At 73.7% G+C, this 18,758-nt stretch carries 14 protein-coding genes; 9 read left to right on the forward strand and 5 right to left on the reverse strand.

Going from position 1 to position 18,758, the window contains the following annotated elements:
- The first annotated feature begins 295 nt into the window (after window positions 1–295).
- Complete coding sequence (locus M1O15_RS00820) at window positions 296–1,507, forward strand: IS701 family transposase (protein ID WP_248631171.1); 1,212 nt, start codon at window positions 296–298, stop codon at window positions 1,505–1,507.
- On the opposite strand, the gene M1O15_RS00825 is transcribed toward M1O15_RS00820, so the two are convergent.
- Window positions 1,487–2,350 carry a shikimate dehydrogenase family protein gene (locus M1O15_RS00825; RefSeq protein ID WP_248631172.1) on the reverse strand — a complete coding sequence of 288 codons (864 nt, stop codon included), beginning with the start codon at window positions 2,348–2,350 and terminating at the stop codon, window positions 1,487–1,489. The two genes, M1O15_RS00820 and M1O15_RS00825, sit on opposite strands and share 21 nt — an antisense overlap.
- 448 nt (window positions 2,351–2,798) lie before the next feature.
- On the opposite strand from M1O15_RS00825, the gene wrbA reads away from it, so the two are divergent.
- The 3 genes from wrbA to M1O15_RS00840 are packed head-to-tail and all read left to right on the forward strand — an operon-like array spanning window position 2,799 to window position 6,232.
- Window positions 2,799–3,413 (forward strand): NAD(P)H:quinone oxidoreductase, encoded by a 615-nt coding sequence (wrbA, locus tag M1O15_RS00830; protein WP_248631173.1) that lies wholly within the window; start codon window positions 2,799–2,801, stop codon window positions 3,411–3,413.
- 51 nt (window positions 3,414–3,464) lie between these two features.
- A complete protein-coding gene (locus M1O15_RS00835; RefSeq protein ID WP_248631174.1) occupies window positions 3,465–4,721 on the forward strand; it encodes an FAD-dependent monooxygenase in 1,257 nt (418 codons plus the stop codon).
- Between the two features lie 20 nt (window positions 4,722–4,741).
- Complete coding sequence (locus M1O15_RS00840; protein WP_248631175.1) at window positions 4,742–6,232, forward strand: peptide ABC transporter substrate-binding protein; 1,491 nt, start codon at window positions 4,742–4,744, stop codon at window positions 6,230–6,232.
- A gap of 137 nt (window positions 6,233–6,369) precedes the next feature.
- Here the strand turns inward: M1O15_RS00840 and M1O15_RS00845 are convergent, their stop codons facing one another.
- The 4 genes from M1O15_RS00845 to M1O15_RS00860 form a co-directional block, all read right to left on the reverse strand.
- Window positions 6,370–8,319: an anthranilate synthase family protein gene (locus M1O15_RS00845; protein WP_248631176.1), complete on the reverse strand. Its 1,950-nt coding sequence runs from the start codon at window positions 8,317–8,319 to the stop codon at window positions 6,370–6,372.
- A gap of 65 nt (window positions 8,320–8,384) precedes the next feature.
- Window positions 8,385–9,020, reverse strand: a complete 636-nt coding sequence (locus M1O15_RS00850; protein WP_248631177.1) for an isochorismatase family protein — start codon at window positions 9,018–9,020, stop codon at window positions 8,385–8,387.
- A 110-nt stretch (window positions 9,021–9,130) separates the two neighbouring features.
- Window positions 9,131–9,898, reverse strand: a complete 768-nt coding sequence (locus tag M1O15_RS00855) for a 2,3-dihydro-2,3-dihydroxybenzoate dehydrogenase (protein WP_248631333.1) — start codon at window positions 9,896–9,898, stop codon at window positions 9,131–9,133.
- 65 nt (window positions 9,899–9,963) lie between these two features.
- On the reverse strand, window positions 9,964–11,205 hold the full coding sequence (locus M1O15_RS00860; RefSeq protein ID WP_248631178.1) for a 3-deoxy-7-phosphoheptulonate synthase: 1,242 nt from the start codon (window positions 11,203–11,205) through the stop codon (window positions 9,964–9,966).
- Window positions 11,206–11,792: 587 nt separating this feature from the next.
- On the opposite strand from M1O15_RS00860, the gene M1O15_RS00865 reads away from it, so the two are divergent.
- The 5 genes from M1O15_RS00865 to M1O15_RS00885 all read left to right on the forward strand — a co-directional run bounded on the left by M1O15_RS00865 (window position 11,793) and on the right by M1O15_RS00885 (window position 18,615).
- On the forward strand, window positions 11,793–12,602 hold the full coding sequence (locus tag M1O15_RS00865; protein WP_248631179.1) for a dimethylarginine dimethylaminohydrolase family protein: 810 nt from the start codon (window positions 11,793–11,795) through the stop codon (window positions 12,600–12,602).
- A 46-nt stretch (window positions 12,603–12,648) separates the two neighbouring features.
- Window positions 12,649–14,496: a copper resistance CopC/CopD family protein gene (locus M1O15_RS00870; protein WP_248631180.1), complete on the forward strand. Its 1,848-nt coding sequence runs from the start codon at window positions 12,649–12,651 to the stop codon at window positions 14,494–14,496.
- 141 nt (window positions 14,497–14,637) lie between these two features.
- On the forward strand, window positions 14,638–15,918 hold the full coding sequence (locus M1O15_RS00875; RefSeq protein ID WP_248631181.1) for an MFS transporter: 1,281 nt from the start codon (window positions 14,638–14,640) through the stop codon (window positions 15,916–15,918).
- Window positions 15,919–16,215: 297 nt separating this feature from the next.
- Entirely contained in the window at window positions 16,216–17,043 is an 828-nt protein-coding gene (locus tag M1O15_RS00880; protein ID WP_248631182.1) for an isocitrate lyase/PEP mutase family protein, read from the forward strand.
- 252 nt (window positions 17,044–17,295) lie between these two features.
- Window positions 17,296–18,615: a tetratricopeptide repeat-containing protein gene (locus tag M1O15_RS00885; protein ID WP_248631183.1), complete on the forward strand. Its 1,320-nt coding sequence runs from the start codon at window positions 17,296–17,298 to the stop codon at window positions 18,613–18,615.
- Window positions 18,616–18,758 lie beyond the last annotated feature (143 nt).

An 18,758-nucleotide genomic window follows, 5' to 3' on the forward strand; every position in this document is an offset into this window, starting at 1 on the left:
TTGGGGATCTTCGCGGCTCTTCGTGGATCCTCGCGGTCTTTCGCCGGTCTTGGCGGCCAGGGAAGTTCCTTCGAACTTCACCCTAACAAACCAACCAAGCGGTATGGTATCCCTGTGTCAGGTCACCTCGATGTCGGAAAACAGCGATGTGACGGAGTCAGATAAACCAACCGTCCGGTACGGTATGGTCGTACCAGTCGACGTGCCCGGTCGTCGCACCGGGTGCGGTCCTCGGCCCTGCCGCCGCCTGCGGGCGTCGCCGGCGCGGGCGGACCGAGAAGGAGGAGGGGGAGACATGGAAGGCGTGGAGAGCGAAGCCCTCGCGCAGACCTGGGGCGATGTCGCGGACGACTTCGTCACCGAGTTCTGCCGCCGGATGCTGGCCTCACTGAAGCGGCGCGACCAGCGGACCAGGGGGGAGTGGTACGTCTCCGGACTGCTGTCCGTGCCCGGGCGCAAGTCCATGCGGGCCCTGGCGGCGGTGGCCGACCACGGCGCCGCCGAGCAGAGCCTGCACCACTTCATCAGCGACTCCTCCTGGGCCTGGGCGCCCGTTCGGCAGGCGCTCGCCCGCCATCTGGACCGGGTGCTGCTGCCGCAGGCCTGGGTGGTCGAGTCCATGGCCATCCCCAAGGCCGGCGCGCACTCCGTCGGGGTCGCGGAGTCCTTCCGCTTCGACCTCGGCCGGGTGGTCAACAGCCAGCAGGCCTACGGGGTCTCGCTGGCCAACGAGCAGCTGAGCGCGCCCGTCAACTGGGGCCTCACCCTGCCGCCCGAGTGGCTGGAGGACGAGGCGCGGCGGCGGCGGGCCCGTATCCCGGACGACGTACCGGCCATGAGCACGGAGGCGGGAATCGTCCACACGGTGGCCGAACTCGCCCAGCCCGACTGGGGGTTGCGCCGACGACCGGTGGTGCTGGACGCCCGTACCCTGGACTCGGCCGCCCTGGTGGAGCAGTTGACCCGAAGGAACGTGCCCTTCGTCATGCGCGTCGACGGGGCGACCCGGGTGGTCGGCTTCGACCCCGGCCGGCCCGGCTCGGGGGAGGCGCTGTTCCAGGCGCAGCAGCTGGCCGAGCGCGGCAAGAAGCTGTCCAAGCCGGTCGGCTGGGTGGACCCGGAGTACGCCATCACCCGGTCACTGCTGGTCAGCGGGGCCCGGGTGACCCTGCCGGCCGTCCGCAGACCGGGGACGCGGCAGGTGCCCCCGCAGCCGCTCACCCTGGTCGGCGGCTGGCCGATGCAGAAGGGGAGGCCGGGCGAGCTCTGGCTGTCCAACCTGCTGGAGGTGCCGCCGGCCGCGCTGCTGCGACTGGGGCGGCTGACCCGCCGGGTGGGCAAGGACTTCACCGAGGTCAGCACCCGGGTGGGGATGCGGGACTTCGAGGGGCGCTCCTACGCGGGCTGGCACCGCCATGTGACCCTCTGCTCGGTGGCCCACTCGATCCTGGCGCTCTCCTCGGCCCGCCAGCAGCGCTACGGCACCTCACATGAGCTTTCCGCCTGAACCGGCGGGCTCGGCCGACCGGGCCTCCCGACGGGCCAGTTCGTCCAGGGCCGCCGCGCGCATCGCCGCGAACGGCAGCTCGCCGACGCCGGCCCAGCCGGTCAGCAGCTCGATCTGGCGCACCGTCCGGTGCAGCCGCATGGTCAGCCCGTCGACCACGGTGCTGCCGGCGAAGCCCGCCGCCTTGGCGAGCCGGGTGGGCCAGGCCGAGCACACCGCGTCCAGCACGGCGGCCCCGGACCGGGCGACGGTCGGCGCCAGCGCGTCGGCGGCGCCCGCGGGCAGGGTGGAGACCACCACCGGGACGCCCCGGAGCAGCCGGCCCAGCTCGTCCACATGGCGCAGCTCCACCGAGACACCCAGCCGGCCGGCCGCCGCCTCCACCTCCAGGGCGTGGTCGCGCTCACGGACCACGACCACCGGCTCCCGTACCCCGACCTCCCGCAGCGCGGCCAGCGCCGAGCAGGCGGCGGCCCCGCCGCCCAGCACCACGGCGGACCCCGGCGCCGTCAGCCCGGCCTGGTGGATGGCGCTCATGATGCCGTGCGCGCCGGTGTGCTCGCCGACGCTGCGGCCGTGGCGGACGACCACCGTGTCCGCCCCGCCCACGTCCATCGCCAGCTCCGACACCTCGTCCAGCAGGGGCAGCACGGCCCGGGGCAGCGGCACGGCCAGCGTGGCCCCGGCCCAGTAGGTGCCGAACGAGCCGAGCAGCCCGGGCAGCGTCGCCTCGTCGCACGCGACCGCCTCATGGCTCCAGTCGTCCAGGCCCATGGCCGCGTAGGCGGCCCGGTGCAGCACGGGGGCCAGACAGCGGCCGGCCGGCGATCCGAGAGCCGCCACCCGGTTGCCTCCGCCGCCCCCGGGCGCCCTGCGGCCCGCTCTCGTCCTCCCAGTTCGCATCGGGGCTCCTTTCGCCTCGGCGAGTGGTGTGCCGGATATCCGCATGCTCAGGGGATGCCGGATATCGGAGCAGTCGTCACAACAGCGTAGAACCCCCTTCGCGCGGACCGGCCGCCGAGTTGACATAGAGCCCCGGCCGATCCCGGCACGGGCCGAATTTCCCGTCCGAGCGCCCCCCACCTGCGGTTCTCCACCCCCGCGGTATCCCGCAAGGTGATGAAGTCCCAGCCGGTCCTTTGTCCCCGCACCGGCCCTCGCGGAAGAGTCGACCACCGCGAGGCCGTCTCACCGAAGGCGCCCCTCGAAGGCCGTCCACCGAAGGCCGCCCGGCGCCTTTCGCCCCCACGCCCGTAAGCCAGCCCCCGCCCCCCGAATGGGAGTCGTGATCGTGACCAACGTCGCCGTCGTCTACTACTCGTCCACCGGACATGTGCACACGCTCGCCCAGGCGGCCGCCGCGGCGGCCGAGAAGGCCGGCGCCGAGGTGCGTCTGCGCAGGGTCGCCGAGACCGCCTCCGCGGACGCCATCGCCGCCAACCCGGAGTGGGCCGAGCACACCGCGGCCACCGGTGATGTCACCACGGCGGCCGTCGAGGACCTGGAGTGGGCCGACGCCATCCTGTTCGGCACCCCGACCCGCTACGGACTGCCGGCCGCCCAGCTCAAGCAGTTCATCGACGCCACCGGCGACCTCTGGGAGCAGGGCAAGCTGGTGAACAAGGTGGTCTCCTCCTTCACCTCGTCCGCCACCGCCCACGGCGGCCAGGAGAGCACCCTGCTCGCCCTCAACAACACCTTCTACCACTGGGGCGCGATCATCGTCCCGCCCGGCTACGCGGACCCGATCCAGTTCGCCGAGGGCAACGGCAACCCGTACGGCACCAGCCACACCGCCGCTGACGCCACCCCGCCGAGCGGCGAGAAGCTGGGCGCCATCGAGTTCCAGGCCCGCCGGCTGACCGGGATAGCCACCGCGCTCAAGGCCGGTCTGCGGGCCGCCTGAGCCCGCCCGCCGGCGAAGCGACCATCCACCAGCGAACCGGGGGTGACCGGAATGGCGAGGATACTGATCGCGGGCGGCGGCATCGGCGGGCTGGCGACCGCGGTGAGCCTCGCCCGCCACGGGCACCGGGCGCTGGTGCTGGAGAGCCGCGGTGAGCTCACCGAGCTCGGCGCGGGCATCCAGCTGGCGCCCAACGCCTTCCACGCGCTCGACCTGCTCGGCGTGGGCGGCCCCGTACGCGAACGAGCCGTCCACATCGACGAGTTGCGCTTCATGGACGGGACCACGGGGCAGCGGGTGGCCGGGCTGCCGCTCGACGCCGCCTACCGCCGCCGCTTCGGCGGCCCCTACGCGGTGGTCCAGCGGATCGACCTCTACGCCCCGCTGCTGGCGGCCTGCCAGGCCTCGCCCGCCGTCGAACTGCGCACCGGCGCCCGGGTGCGGCGCTACACCCAGGACGAGACGGGGGTCACCGTCCATCTGGCCTCCGGCGAACGGGTGCGCGGCGCCGCGCTGGTCGGCGCCGACGGACTGTACTCCGCGGTGCGCCGGCAACTGGTCGGCGACGGACCGCCTCAAGTGTCCGGCCACACCATCTACCGCTCCGTCGTCCCGATGGAGCGGGTCCCCCGCGACCTGCGCTGGAACACGGTGACCCTCTGGGCCGGCCCCCGCTGGCACATCGTCCACTACCCCATCGGCGGCGGCCGGTTCCTCAACCTGGCCGCCACCCGCGACGACGGGGCGACGGAGGCGGTGGCCGGCGTCCCGGTGGAGGCGCGGCGGGTGCCGGGCGAGTTCCCGGGGGTGGGCGAGACACCCCGCAGACTGCTCGGCCTCGGCGCCGACTGGCGCTCCTGGGTGCTCTGCGACCGCGACCCGGTGGCGCGCTGGACCGACCGGCGGGTCGTCCTGGTCGGGGACGCCGCCCACCCCATGCTCCAGTACGCCGCCCAGGGCGCCTGCCAGGCCCTGGAGGACGCGGTGGTCCTCGGCCGGCTGCTGGTCGGCGCCGGGGAGACGGCGTACGGGCAGCGCTTCGGCTGGTTCGCCGACGAGCGGCGCGAGCGCACCGCCGCCACCCAGTCGGCCGCCCGCGCCATGGGCCAGCGGCTCTACCACCCGGCAGGGGAGGCGGCCCACCGGCGCGACGCCCTGCTGTCCGCGCTCTCCACCGAAGACCTGTACGACCGGGTCGCCTGGCTGCACGGCGCCCGGGTCGGCGTACCCGGCGCGGCCTTCGACCAGCCCCCCAACGGCGGCCGTACCTCCGCCCGCCACCGAGCAGACGCCCTTTTGACACCATGATCCCGAGGGGACGCACACCCATGAAGACCATCAGCTGGAACGGCACCGAACCGGAGAACCCGCTGGTTCCGGGCGACTCCACCGAACGCGACAGCGTGAAGATCGTCAACGCGCTGTTCACCGGGCTGGTCGAGTACGACCCGCAGACGGCCGAGCCCCGGATGGCCGCCGCGAAGTCCATAGAGTCGCCCGACTCCCGGGTCTACCGGATCACCCTGAACCCCGGCTGGACCTTCCACGACGGCACCCCGCTGACCGCCGCCGCCTTCACCGACGCCTGGAACTACACCGCCTACGGCCCCAACCGGCTCCAGGGCGCCGAGTACCTCTCCCACATCGACGGCTACGAGGCCACCCAGAGCGGAGCGGCCGACACCCTCTCCGGCCTCAAGGTGATCGACGACCTCACCTTCGAGGTGACGCTCTCGGCGCCGTTCTCGGCCTTCGTCACCCAGCTCGGCTACGCCGCCTTCTTCCCCCTGCCGCGCGCCTTCTTCACCGACCGCGCCGCCTTCGAGGCCCACCCGGTCGGCAACGGGCCGTTCGCCTTCGCCTCCCACACCCCCGGCGAGAACATCGTCCTGGGGCGCTACGACGCCTACGCCGGGGCCCGCAAGCCCAAGGTGGAGGGCGTGGAGTTCCGGTTCTACCGGATGCTGGAGGACGCCTACGCGGACGTGGTGGCCAACAAGCTCGACTACCTCGACTTCGTCCCGGCGGACGCCCTCGACGGCGGCCGGTACAAGACCGAGCTGGCCGGCCGCTGCGTCTCCAAGCCCTACATGGGCGTGCAGTCCATCTCCTTCCCCCTCTACGACGAGCGGTACGGCGACCCGCGCCTGCGCCAGGCCCTCTCCATGGCCATCGACCGGCAGTACGTCATCGACAAGGCCTTCGACGGCGACAAGATGCTGCCGGACGGACTGGTCCCGCCGATCGTGCCCGGCTACGGCGGCGACGCCAGCGGCGAGCTCTGCACCTACCAGCCGGAGAAGGCCAAGGCGCTGTTCGAGGCGTCCGGCTTCGAGGGGCCCATCGAGCTCTGCTCCAACGACGACTCCGCCAACCAGGTGTGGATCGACGCGGCCTGCGCCACCATCACCGCCGCCCTGGGCGTCGAGGCCCGCTACGCTCCGGTCCCCACCTTCGGCGAGTTCCGCAAGCTGATCAACGAGCAGAAGATGACCACCGCCTTCCGCTCCGGCTGGGTCGCCGACTACCCGTCGATCGAGAACTTCCTCAACCCGATCTTCCGCACCGGCGCCGCGGTCAACGGCTCCGGCTACTCCAGCCCCGAGGTGGACGCCCTGCTCGCCAGGGCGGACGCGGCCCCCACCGAGCAGGAGGGCTGGGAGCTCTACCGCCAGGCCGAGAAGCAGATCATCCAGGACATGCCCGCGATCCCGCTCTGGTACCAGAAGGTCGAGTCCGGCTGGTCCACCCGCACCGGCAACGTCACCGTCACCCCGCTGCTCCAGCTGGACCTGTTCGATGTGACGCTGGAGGACTGACCCCCCCCATACCGGCCGCCCCGCCGCCGAAGGCCCCGAACGGCCCTCGGCGGTGGGGCTTTCGGCTGTACGGGACCCGGGAAGCGGAAAAGGGCCGCGGCCCCGTGACGGATCACGAGGCCGCGGCCCACCGCGCTTCACCGGCCGGCCTCCGCCAGCAGCCCGGCGAGCAGCCCGGCGATGACCTCCACACCGTTCTGGCTGAGCACCGACTCCGGGTGGAACTGCACCGAGCGGAAGCCCGGTCCGCGCAGCGCGTGCACCTGCCCGGTCCGCTGGTCCCGGCACACCTCGACGGGGCCGGCCAGGCCCGGGGCGGTGACCAGGTCCGCGTCCGCCCGCGCCGCGAAGGTGTTGTAGAAGCCGACCAGCTCGGTACGGCCGAAGAGGTCGATCTTCTTCTGCACCCCCTGGTCGGGGTGGTTGCGGCGGACCAGCTCCAGCCCGAGCAGACCGCTCAGCACCTGGTGGCTCAGGCACACCGAGAGGAACGGCCGCCCCGCGTCCAGCAGTCGGCGGGTGACCGCGCGCAGCCGGGCGGTCTTGGGGTGGTGGTCCGCCTGCCGGGGGTCGCCGGGTCCGGGCCCGAGCACCACCAGGTCGTACGCCCCGGTCGCGTACTCCTCGTCGTACCGGCGCACCGTCACCTCGGTGCCCAGGGCGCGCAGCTGGTGCGCCCACATCGCGGTGAAGCTGTCCTCGGCGTCCACCACCAGCACGGTCCGCCCGGCGAGGCCCGGCACCGCACGGGGGGCGCCCTCGGCCAGCCAGAAGGAGGAGAGGGTGCTGTTGCGCTGGCGCAGCGCGGCAAGCACCTCGGGGTGCCCGGAGAAGGACGGTGCCGGACGGGGGCCGGGGGCCGGCCGGTTCGGCGGGGGAGTGTGCCCGAGCGCGGACAGCAGGACGGCCGCCTTGGCGCGGGTCTCGGCCGCCTCCGCCACCGGATCGGAGTCCCGGACCAGGGTGGCGCCCACCCCGACGCTCATCCGGCCCTCGGCGTCGATGACGGCGGTGCGGATCAGGATCGAGGAGTCCAGGGTGCGCTCGCCCCGGCCGTCGCGCCCGATGAGCGCCAGCACCCCGCTGTAGTAGCCGCGGCCGTGCGGCTCGTAGCGGCGGATCACCCGGGCCGCGCTCTCCACCGGGCTGCCGGTCACCGTCGGCGCGAACAGGGTCTCCCGCAGGACCTCGCGGACATCGGCGCCGGTCCGGCCCTCGACGACGTACTCGGTGTGCGCCAGGCCCGCCATCTCGACCAGCCTCGGGCCGCGCACCCGCACCCCGGAGTCGCTGACCCGGGCCACCATCTTCAGCTCCTCGTCCACCACCATCGACAGCTCGTCGGCCTCCTTGGCGTCCGCCAGGAAGGTGAGCACCCCGTCCAGGGTGGGGCCCTCGGCCGGGTAGCGGTAGGTCCCGCTGATCGGGTTCATCACCGCGAGCCCGCCCGACAGGCTCAGATGCCGCTCCGGGGTGGCGCCGACGAAGGTCCGGCCGCCGGTGTGCACCAGGAAGGTCCAGTAGGCGCCCTTCTCCCGCTCCAGCAGCCGGCGGAAGACGGCCAGCGCGGAGAGCGGGGAGTGGCCCCGGACCTCGGCGTGGAAGGTGCGCCGGATGACGAAGTTCGCGCCCTCGCCGGTGCCGATCTCCTCGGCGACCACCCGGCGGACGATGTCGGCGTACGCGGTGTCGTCCAGGTCGAACTCCCCGCCGGCCAGGTCGAGTCCGCGGTCCGGCAGCCGGGCGAGCGCCTCGCCGACCGGCACCGACTCCTGGGCGTGGACCCGCAGGGTGATCACCGGGGCCCCGTCGTCCACCGCGGCGAACCCGCGCTCGGCGAGCTGCCGGTAGGGGACCACCACCAGCGTCTCGGGGCCAATGCTCCCCGGGTCGTCCGGCAGCGGGACGTCGGCCAGCGCGGCGACCTCGGCGGTGTCGCCGACCAGCACCTCGATCCGGCCGTCCGGACCGGTCCGCGGCCGGTGCAGCAGCGCGAAGTCCGCGTGGTGTCCGGCCAGGACCCCCTCCAGGAGGGTGCTGCCGTCGGTGTCCGCGCGGTGCGGACCGGTGGTCACTGGGTGCGTCATGGCACTCCTTGGCGTAGGAACGGTCGGACCGCGCCCGCCGGCCGTGCCGAGGGCACCGGGAGGGATCAGGGGAGTTGGGCGAGGACGGTGTCGGTCGTCACCGTCATCGCGCAGCGCTCGGCCGCGTAGCGCAGGGCCGAGCGGTGGTACTCGGGGGTGAAGTCGGCGACGGCGTCGGCCACCAGGAACGGCTGGACGTCGGAGGCGAAGGCGTCCGCGGCGGTCATCAGGACCCCGACATGGGCGTACACCCCGCACACGATCAGCTGGTCGCGCCCGCGCTCCCGCAGCTCGGACAGGAGCGGGGTGCGGTGGAAGGCGCTGTAGCGCCACTTGGTCAGCAGCAGGTCGCCCGGCGCGGGCCGCACCGGGTCGGCCACCTCGCGGTGCTCCGGCTCGACGGTCATCCCCGGGCCCCAGAAGTCCTTCAGCAGCCCGCGCTGCTCCTGTGTCATCCCGCCGGGCTGCAGGGTGTACGCGACCGGGATGCCGAGCGCCGCACAGCGCTCCCGCAGCCGGGTGACGTTGCGGACCAGCTCGGTCACCGGGGAGCGCCCGGCCGCGAAGGGGCGCAGGAAGTAGTTCTGCATATCGTGGATCAGCAGCATCGCCCGCCCCGGGTCCGGCGTCCACCGGGCGGTGTTCTCCGGCAGCTCGTCCTCGGTCGGCATCGGGTAGGCCGCGATGGCCGGGATCCCCATACGAGTCGTGTCCTCTCCGGGCCGGGGCGGTCCCGGCGAAGTGGGGTACGGGCCGGCCCCGGGGACGTGGGTACGCCCCGGGGCCGGCGAAGTGGCTGTGGCCAAGGCCGCTAGCGGCCGAGGGTCGCACCGCCGTCGACGGTGAGGCCGTGCATGGTGATGTGGGCGGCCCGCTCGGAGAGCAGGAACACCACCGCGTCCGCGATGTGCTGCGGCCGGGCGATCCGGCCCAGCGGGATGCCGACCCGGAAGGCGGACGGCATCCCGTCGATGGACGCCTGCTCGGCGCCGTCGTCCCACAGGGCGGTCAGCATCGGGGTGTCGGTGGAGCCGGGGGCCACCACGTTGCAGCGGATGCCGAAGCGGGAGACCTCCAGGCCCAGGCACTTGGTGAACATGGTCGCGGCGGCCTTGGAGGCCGAGTACGCGGCCATGTCCACCCGCGCGGTGCCGGCCGCGTTGGACGCCACCGTCACCACGGCACCCCGGCGGCGCTCCACCATCCGGTTGACCACGGCGCGCGAGACGAGGAAGACGCCGGTGGTGTTCACCGCGAAGGTGGCCGCCCAGTCCTCGTCGCTCAGGGCCCGCGCCTGCCCCAGGCGCAGCACCCCGGCACCGTTGACCAGATAGGCCACCGGGCCGAGTCGCCGCTCTGTCCGCTCCACCACCGCCTCGACGGCGGCGCTGTCGGTCACATCGGCCGGGAACGCCTCCGCCCGCCCGCCGGACTCCCGTACCCGCTCGGCGACCTCCTCCAGCCGGTCCGCGTTCCGGTCGACCATCGCCACCACCGCACCGGAGGCGGCGAGCGTCCGGACCACGGCCTCGCCTATGCCACCCGCCGCCCCGGTGACCAGGGCGACCTTGTCGGCCATCTCATCGGCGTACATGACGACCTCGCAGAGGGGTGGAAGCGGAACGGGACGGGGGAGGGGGAGGGTCAGCGCGCGGGAGCGCGGCCCTCCCAGGCGGCGGCGACCTCCCAGGCCTGGTCCGGGTTGAGCCGCGGGTCGCAGAGGCTGGTGTAGCGGTCGCCGAGGGTGTCGATGGACCGCTGGTCGGCCACGCACTCGCGGACGTCGTCCGGGGTGGACTCCAGATGCAGCCCGCCGACCACCGCCCCGGCCTCGCCGATCACCGCCTGGAAGTCCCGCACCTCGCGGACCACGGTCTCCACCAGCCGGGTCTTGTAACCACCGGGCGCGGTCACCGTGTTGCCGTGCATCGGGTCCGACAGCCAGACCACCGGGTGCCCGGCGGCGTGCACCGCCGCGGCCATGGCCGGCAGCTGCTCGGTGACCGCCGCCGCGCCCATTCTGGCGATCAGGGTCAGCCGGCCCGGCTCGCGGTCCGGGTCGAGCCGCTCGCACAGGGCCAGCAGATCGGCTGTCGCCATGCCCGGACCCACCTTGGAGGCCACCGGGTTGGCCACCGAGGCGAGCAACGCCACATGGGCGCCGTCCAGTTGATTGGTGCGGAAGCCGATCCAGGGCCAGTGGGTCGAGGCCAGATAGCGCCGGCCGGTCTCCTCGTCATGACGGATCAGCGGCGCCTCGTAGTCCAGCAGCAGCGCCTCGTGGCTGGTCCACACCGGGGTGGCGAAGGCCGGCGGCTGCTCGGCCGTCCGGCGCCGCAGCACCTCCATGGCCCGGCTCGCCGCCTCGTAACCCGACAGCAGCCGCCGGGGATCGGGGCGCCGCGAACGGGCGTCCGGCTCCGGACTGTTGACCATATGGCCCCGGTAGACCGGGAGTTCACGCCCGTCCACCAGCTCGGTGGGGCGGGAGCGCGGCTTGGCGAACTGGCCCGCCATCCGGCCGACCCGCAGGGTGGGCAGCAGGGTGTTCATGGACATCGCCCCGGCCAGCGCGTCCAGCAGCGCCACCTTGCGGGTGATGTGCCCCGGCGCGCACTCGGCCGGGTCCTCGGCGCAGTCGCCCGCCTGGACGACATGGAACCGGCCGGCCACCACCTCGGCCAGCAGGCCGCGCAGTCCGGCCACCTCGCCGGCGGTGACCAGTCCGGGCCGGTCGGCGAGGTCGAAGGTGACCTCGGCCAGCAGGTCGAGATCCTCCCACTCCGGCTGCTGTGCCGCGGGAAGGGCCCTCCACAGCTCGCCCGGGTTCTCCAAGAGGGCGGATCCGGCCGGGGCCGGTCGGGTCGCGATCGCGTCGCTGGTCACCAGGAACCTCCGTGGTCGTCAGGGATACACCGTCTCGGTGAGGGCGGGTCCGAACACCGCACCGCCGCCATCGCCGCCGCGCCGTACAGAAGGACGGCCCTCGCCGAGAGCGCTCTCGCGGCGCCGGGCGGCCGGCACCCGGCGGTCGGTCTCGCCGGGTGGCCGGGACGTCGTCGTCCGCGGGATGTCGGGCCGTTCGAGAACCGGATCCCGGCCGGTCGGCACGGGCCGACAGCCCCGGTCCTCTCACCGGACGTCCGGGGCGGGTCGCGGCCGTTCGGGGGCCGCTCGGCCCGAACGGGACCGGCCCGATGAATCCTCCGTGACCGGCCACCCGCCGACGCCGCTTGTCGGAAAGTGCCGGGGGGACTCCGTCAGGTCCGGGCGAAATCCACCCGGTTTCCGACACACCGGCGGCGCGGCCTGCGGAAAGCGGACACCATGTCCCGGTCAACGGACTTGATTGCTCCTGCCGTTCAAGGCTCGCGATCAATCCGGCGCTCGGCTGAACTCGTACCGAGGCGAACACCGACGCAGCGCCCTGCGGCAGCACCCCCCAGCGCAGACCACCGAAGAGAGGGCATCCCGTGAACAGCGAACTGCTTGTCTCCGACGCGAGCCACTTCCGGGTCGACTACCAGATCAACCCGTACATGGACCCCACCGTCCAGCCCGACACCGAGGCGGCGCTCGCCGAGCACCAGGCGATCGTGGCCGCACACCTCGCGGCCGGCCGCAAGATCCAGTACGTGCCCTCCGCACCCGAGTGCCCGGACATGGTGTTCACCGCCAACGCCGCCGTGATCCGCGGCGAGGTGGCCGTCCTGGGCAACCCGCCCCGCGAGCGGAAGACCGAGATCCCCTACTTCCGGGCCTGGCTGGAGGACCACCGCTACGAGATCGTGGAGGCGCCCTACGCCTTCAGCGGCCAGGGCGACGCACTGGCCTGCGGCGACCTGCTGCTGGCGGCCTACGGGCAGCGCACCGACGGGCGGATGCTCCCGCTGCTCGCCGACGAACTGGGCTACGAGGTGGTGCCGCTGCGCACCGCGGGCGAGCGCTGGTACGACCTGGACCTGGCCGTCGGGGTCATCTCCCCGGACACCCTGGCGTACTGCCCCGAGGCCCTGGACGCCCCCAGCCTGCGCACCCTGCGCGGACTCGGTCTGGAGCTGATCCGGGTGGCCCCCGAGGAGGCGGCGCGGTTCGCCCTGAACCTCGTCAGCGACGGCGCCACCGTCACCATGACCCAGGGCGCGCCGCGCCTCGCCGCCGAGCTGCGCGAACGCGGCCTGGAGGTGGTCGAACTGGACACCACCGAACTGGCCAAGGGCGGCGGCGGCATCCGCTGCACCGCGCTGGCCCTGGACAACCCGCCGGCCGCCCTGTGGCCTTAGCCCCCAGGGCACAACGGCACCGCGTACCGAAGAGGAGCAGCCAGGTATGACCACGGGATCCGCGTGGACGCGCCGAGCCGCCGGGGCGCTGGTCGCGCTGCTGGCGGCCGTGCTGGCGGTGCTCGGCACGGCCGGCACCGCGTCCGCGCACGGGGCGCTCGACTCCACCGACCCCGCGCAGGGGTCGGTGGTGGCGCGGCAGCCGTCCGCCGTCACGCTCACCTTCGGCGAGGGGGTGACCCTGCCCGCCGAGGCGCTACGGGTCTTCGACCCGGCGGGCGGGCGGGTGGACACCGGCACCCCGGACCACGCCGGCGGCAAGGCCGAGACCGCGCGGATCGCCCTGCGCGGCGGCCTGGCCGACGGCACCTACACGGTGGCCTGGCGGGTGGTCTCCGCCGACTCCCACCCCATCGGCGGGGCCTTCACCTTCTCCGTCGGCGCGCCCTCGGCCAGCGCGGTGTCCGCCGAGTCGCTCCAGGGCAGCACCGACACCGACGGCCTGATCGGCTTCCTGTACGGCGCGGCCCGCCTGGCCGCCTACGCGGCCTTCGCGCTGCTGGCCGGGGCGGTGGCGTTCGTGCTGCTCTGCTGGCCCGCGGGCGCGGCCGCCCGGTCGGTGCAGCGACTGCTGGTGGCCGGCTGGGTCGCCCTGCTCGGCTCCACCGTGGTGCTGATGATGCTGCGCGGCGCGTACGAGCAGGGCGGCGGCATCGCGCCCCCGGCCGACCCCGCGACGGCGCCGGCCCATGTGGACCTGGACGAGCGGATCTATCTGGTACTGGCGGCCAGGCTGCTGCTCCTCGTGGTGAGCGGGGTGTTCCTGGTGCTGCTGGTGGGGCAGTCCGGGCAGCCCGACCCCGAGCAACCCGAGCGCTCTCAGGCCCGGTCGCGGACCCGGCTCCGGCTGGCCGGACTGGCGCTGGCCGTCGGGCTGTCGGCGACCTGGGCCGTCACCAACCACTCCTCCGAGGGCGCCCAGGTCTGGCTGGCCGTACCGGTGACCGCGCTGCACCTGCTGGCGATGGCCGCCTGGCTGGGCGGACTGGCCACCCTGCTGTCCGGGCTCCGCGACGATCTCCCCGCCACCGCGGTGGAGCGCTTCTCCCGGCTGGCCTTCGTCTCGGTGACCGTCCTGGTGCTGACCGGGCTGTACCGGTCCTGGCGCGAGGTGGGCTCCTGGGACGCCCTGTTCTCCACCGGCTACGGGCGACTGCTGCTGGTCAAGGTGGGGTTGGTGGCCCTGATGGTCGCCGCCGCCTGGGTCTCCCGCTCCCGGCTGGCCCGGCTGCGCACCACCGCCGGCACGCCGGTCCACGCGGCGGTCACGGCCGGAGCACCCGCACCCGATCCCGTAGAGCCCCCGCAGGCCCCGCCCGCCCGAGCCGCCCTGCGGCGCTCCGTGCTGGCCGAGGCCGCCGTGGCCGTCGCCGTCCTCGTCGTCACCACACTGCTCACCGCCACCTCGCCCGGACGGAACGCGAACGCGGCGACGGCCACCGCCCCGGGCCCGGCCGCGACCGCCGCGAACCGCGCTCCGGCCCGTACCACCACCGTTCGGATCCCGTACGACACCGGCGGCACCACCCCGAGCGCCCGGGGCACCGCCACCGTGGAGCTGGTCCCGGCGAAGGCCGGCGGCTACGCCGTGCGGGTGATTCTGCGCGACCCCGCCGGGAAGCCGGCCGAGGTGCCGGAGGCCCGGCTGGCCTTCTCGCTGCCCGCCCGGGACCTCGGGCCGCTCCAGGTGGCGCTCCGCTCGGACGGCGCCGGACGGTGGACCGGAACCGTGCCGCTGGCACTGGCGGGGGAGTGGAAGGCGCTGCTCACCGTGCGTTCCTCCGATATCGACATGGCGACCTCGACCCGGAGCTTCCCCCTCGGGCAGAGCTGATCCGGCACACCAAACCCGAGCCCGGCGCGGAACTCCGCGCCGGGCTTCCGGCGTTACCCCCTCCCGACCCGGCCACGTGAACCTGACAAGGTGTCCCCGTTCCGCTTTCCGCGACGGTGACCGCTCGACCACGCTGGGACAATGATTCGTCAGAAGCAACTCTGGCCGTGGATGATCGCGGCCATCGGATTTGTCGCGCTGGTCGCGGCGGCTGGCTTCCGGGCGACCCCCGGTGCTCTGGTGGAGCCGCTGCAGAACGAGTTCGGATGGTCCACCGGGACCATCGGATTCGCCATGTCCGTCAACCTGGCCCTCTACGGCGTCACCGCCCCGTTCGCCTCCGCGCTGATGGAGCGCTACGGCGTGCGCAAGGTGACCGCGGTCGCCATGACGCTGATCGCCCTCGGCAGCGGTCTGGCCATCTTCATGACCGCCTCCTGGCAGCTGGTGATGCTCTGGGGCGTGCTGGTCGGCCTGGGCGCCGGCTCCATCTCGCTGGGCTTCGTCGCCACGATCGGCACCCGCTGGTTCGTCAAGCGCCAGGGCCTGGTCACCGGTCTGCTCACGGCGGGCGGCGCGACCGGGTCGCTGATCTTCCTGCCGGTGGTGGCCAAGCTCTCCGAGTCCGACGGCGGCTGGCGGACGGCCGCGATCGTCACCTCCCTGGTGGCCTTCGCCACGGTCCCGTTCGTGCTGCTGTTCTTCCGCGAGCACCCCGCCGACGTCGGCATCCCGCCGTACGGCGCGGACGAGGTGGTGCCCGCCCCGGAGCCCACCCGCAACGCCGGCAGGCTCGCCGTGGACGCCCTGAAGAGCGCCAGCCACAGCAAGGCGTTCTGGGTCCTGGCCGCCGCCTTCGCCATCTGCGGCGCCACCAGCAACGGCCTGATCAACACCCACTTCATCCCCGCCGCCCACGACCACGGCATGCCCTCGGTCACCGCCGCCGGACTGCTCGCCCTGATCGGCGTCTTCGACCTCGTCGGCACCGTCGTCTCCGGCTGGCTCAGCGACCGCTACGACCCGCGCAAGCTGCTGGCCGTCTACTACGGTCTGCGCGGCCTGTCGCTGCTGGTCCTGCCGCAGCTGTTCGACGACAAGGTCACCGGCTTCATGCTGATCTTCGTCATCTTCTTCGGCCTGGACTTCATCGCCACCGTGCCGCCGACCGTGGCCCTGTGCCGGGAGCACTTCGGCATGTCCGCCCCGATCGTGTTCGGCTGGGTCTTCGCCGCCCACCAGCTCGGTGCCGCCTTCGCCGCCACCATGGCCGGTGTCACCCGCGACGGCTTCGGCACCTACGCCCCCGCCTGGTACGCGGCCGGCGCGCTCTGCATGGGCGCCGCGGCGCTGTCCCTGTGGACCCGGCGGCGCCCCGAGACCGTCGAGGACACCCTGATCAAGGAGCCCGCACGGGCCTGACCGCCGCCCGCGTGCCCCGTTTCCCCGTCCATCCGCCCGCACCGTCCCCGTACGGCCTGGAAGTGGCGCCTCCCCGAGTTCCACGGGAGGCGCCACCTCGATGTCCGGGACCGGCCAGCGCCACCTCGATGTCGGGGACCGGCCAGCGGGCGCGCGTCCGGCATGGCACGGTGCCAGGAGGCGCGAGGCCACGGGAGTGACCGTCCGTGACGTGACGGAGTCCCTGCTTCCCCATTCAACCTCTTTCCGGAATTCGGCAGGATGCCGAGTACACCCCCATTCACGAAAGGTCCCGTTATGACGAACAGCCAGCAGGCCAAGGCCACCGTCCTCCGCGAGCTGCACCAGGACGGCATCCTGCTGCTGCCGAACGCCTGGGACGCGGGCAGCGCGGTGCTCACCGTCCAGGGCGGCGCCAAGGCCGTCGCCACCACCAGCGGCGGCGTGGCCTGGTCGGCGGGCCGGCCCGACCAGCAGGCGCTGACCCGGGACGAGATGGTGGCCCTGGTCGGCCGGATCGCCCAGTCCGTGGACGTGCCGGTGACCGCCGACATCGAGGGCGGCTACGGACCCGCCCCGGAGGACGTGGCGGCCACCGTCACCGCCGTGATCGGGGCCGGCGCGGTCGGCGTCAACCTGGAGGACTCCAAGCCCACCGGCGAACTGTTCACCGCCGAGGAGCAGGCGGACCGCATCCGCGCCGCCCGCCGGGCGGCCGAGGAGGCCGGGCTGCCGGAGCTGGTGGTCAACCTCCGCACCGATGTCTTCCTCTTCCAGATCGGCGCCCCCGAGGGCCGCAAGGACGAGGTGCTGGCCCGCGCGGCCGTCTACGCCGAGGCCGGGGCGGACAGCCTGTTCGTGCCGGGCCTGCTCGACCTGGACACCATCGCCGAGCTGGTCAAGGGCCAGTCGCTGCCGGTCAACGTGATGGCCGGTCCCGGCGCCCCGGCGGTGGCCGAGTTCGAGGCGGCCGGGGTGCGCCGGGTCAGCCTGGGCACCGCGGTCGCCCAGGCCGCCTTCACGGTCGCCCGGCGGGCCGCCGCCGAGCTGGTCGAGAAGGGCACCTACGAGGAGCTGGCCGGCGCGCTGGACTTCGGCGCGGTGAACGGCAGCTTCAGCCGCTGAGGCGCGCGGGAGGATCCCGCAGCCTGACGGCATGGCACATCCGGGGCGGGGCACGGCCGGCGGTAGCGGACCGGCCCCGCCCTCCGTGATTTCACAGGACGCGTCATCCATAGGCATACGCAGAAGAGAGATGAGGGGATGGAAATGGGGAGGCCGGAGAAGCCAGTGGACGCCTCGGGCGGAGCGGTCGCGGAGTTCGCGAGCGGACTGCGCCGCCTACGGGCCGACGCCGGCAGTCCGACGTACCGGGACATGGCCAGAACCGCCATGTACTCGGCCTCGGTGCTGTCCAGTGCGGCCAACGGGCACCGGATGCCCACCCTCCAGGTCGCGCTGGCGTACGCGGCGGCCTGCGGGGGCGACCGCGAGGAGTGGCGCCGGCGCTGGCTGGCGGCGGCCGCCGACGGCGCACCGGTGACACCGCCGCCGCCCTCGGCACCCGGGCCCCGGTCCGTAGCACCGACACCCGCCGCACCCGCCGCACCCGCCGCACCTGCCGCGCCCGCCGCACCCCGCCCGGCGCAGGCACCCGGCTGCGCGCTGCCCAGCCCCCGCCAGCTGCCGCCGCAGCCGCGGGCGCTGGTCGGCCGTGCCGAGGAGCTGCGCCGGCTGGCCGCGCTGCCGCCCGGACCGGTGCTCATCAGCGGACCGGCCGGGATCGGCAAGAGCGAGCTGGCCCTGTGCCACGCGCACACCCTGGCCCCGGCCATGGTGGACGGCCAGCTCTACGCGGACGTCGGCCCGGTGCCCCAGGGCGGCTACGACACCGGGGCGCTGATCGGGCAGTTCCTCGCCGCCCTCGGGGTGCCCGCCGAGCGGGTCCCGGACGGGGTGGACCAGCGCGCCGGGCTCTACCGCTCGCTGCTGGCGCAGCGCCGGGTCCTGGTGCTGCTGGAGAACGTGCACTGCGAGCGGCAGATACGCCCGCTGCTGGCCGACTCCGCGACCAGCACCACCATCGTGGTGGGCCGCTCCTCGCTGCTCGGGCTGCGCGATGTGCACCGGGTCCGGCTGGAGGCGCTGACCCGCGCCGACTCCGTGGCGCTGATCGCCCGGGGCCTGCCCGAGCGGGCCCAGGCCGATCCGGCGAGCGCCGACCGGCTGGCCGCGCTCTGCGGCGACCTGCCGCTGGCCCTGGACATCGCCACCCGCCGGCTGCTCGCCCACCCGGAGACCTCGCTGCGCTGGGCGGTGGGCCGGCTGGAGCGCCCCGAGGCGCTGCTGGACTGGCTGAGCGTCGGCGACCTCTCGCTGCGCGAAGTGCTCAACTCCGCCCATCTCGGACTCAGCGAGCCGGCCTCGGAGCTGCTGGACCTGCTGGCGGACCTGCCGGACCCGGTGCACCAGGAGCTCCGGGCGGACGAATCAATCCTCGCCGGAGCCGACCAGTTGATCGACGAGTTGACCGAGGCAGGCATGCTCCGGCCGACCGAGCGGCTGGGCGGATACCGGCTCGACCCGCTGGCGCGGGCCTTCGTCGCCGACCGCGATCCGGCCCACAACCTGCTGCCCCGCCGCTCCGTGCCCTTCCCGCGCATCCGGCCCAAGGCCGCCGAACCCCAGTTGACCTGACCCCGGCGGCCCACCCGAACAACCCGTCCACCAACCCGCCTTGATTGTCCGGTCCGGACAAGCCTGCCGATCAACAACCGCTCTCGCTGTACTCGTCCTACCGAACGGATCCGGAGCAGAACGGGCCGTCGGCCTGATCGCTC

The organism is Streptomyces lichenis (assembly GCF_023218175.1).
In the GTDB taxonomy this organism is placed as follows: Bacteria; Actinomycetota; Actinomycetes; order Streptomycetales; family Streptomycetaceae; genus Streptomyces; species Streptomyces lichenis.

Excerpts from the sequence above, each read along its gene's own strand:
- M1O15_RS00855 (WP_248631333.1), bottom strand. The coding sequence starts at position 9,898 with ATGGCCGACAAGGTCGCCCTGGTCACCGGGGCGGCGGGTGGCATAGGC.
- M1O15_RS00870 (WP_248631180.1), top strand. The coding sequence starts at position 12,649 with ATGACCACGGGATCCGCGTGGACGCGCCGAGCCGCCGGGGCGCTGGTC.
- M1O15_RS00880 (WP_248631182.1), top strand. The coding sequence starts at position 16,216 with ATGACGAACAGCCAGCAGGCCAAGGCCACCGTCCTCCGCGAGCTGCAC.
- M1O15_RS00875 (WP_248631181.1), top strand. The coding sequence starts at position 14,638 with ATGATTCGTCAGAAGCAACTCTGGCCGTGGATGATCGCGGCCATCGGA.
- M1O15_RS00850 (WP_248631177.1), bottom strand. The coding sequence starts at position 9,020 with ATGGGGATCCCGGCCATCGCGGCCTACCCGATGCCGACCGAGGACGAG.
- M1O15_RS00845 (WP_248631176.1), bottom strand. The coding sequence starts at position 8,319 with ATGACGCACCCAGTGACCACCGGTCCGCACCGCGCGGACACCGACGGC.
- M1O15_RS00840 (WP_248631175.1), top strand. The coding sequence starts at position 4,742 with ATGAAGACCATCAGCTGGAACGGCACCGAACCGGAGAACCCGCTGGTT.
- M1O15_RS00835 (WP_248631174.1), top strand. The coding sequence starts at position 3,465 with ATGGCGAGGATACTGATCGCGGGCGGCGGCATCGGCGGGCTGGCGACC.
- M1O15_RS00820 (WP_248631171.1), top strand. The coding sequence starts at position 296 with ATGGAAGGCGTGGAGAGCGAAGCCCTCGCGCAGACCTGGGGCGATGTC.
- M1O15_RS00885 (WP_248631183.1), top strand. The coding sequence starts at position 17,296 with ATGGCCAGAACCGCCATGTACTCGGCCTCGGTGCTGTCCAGTGCGGCC.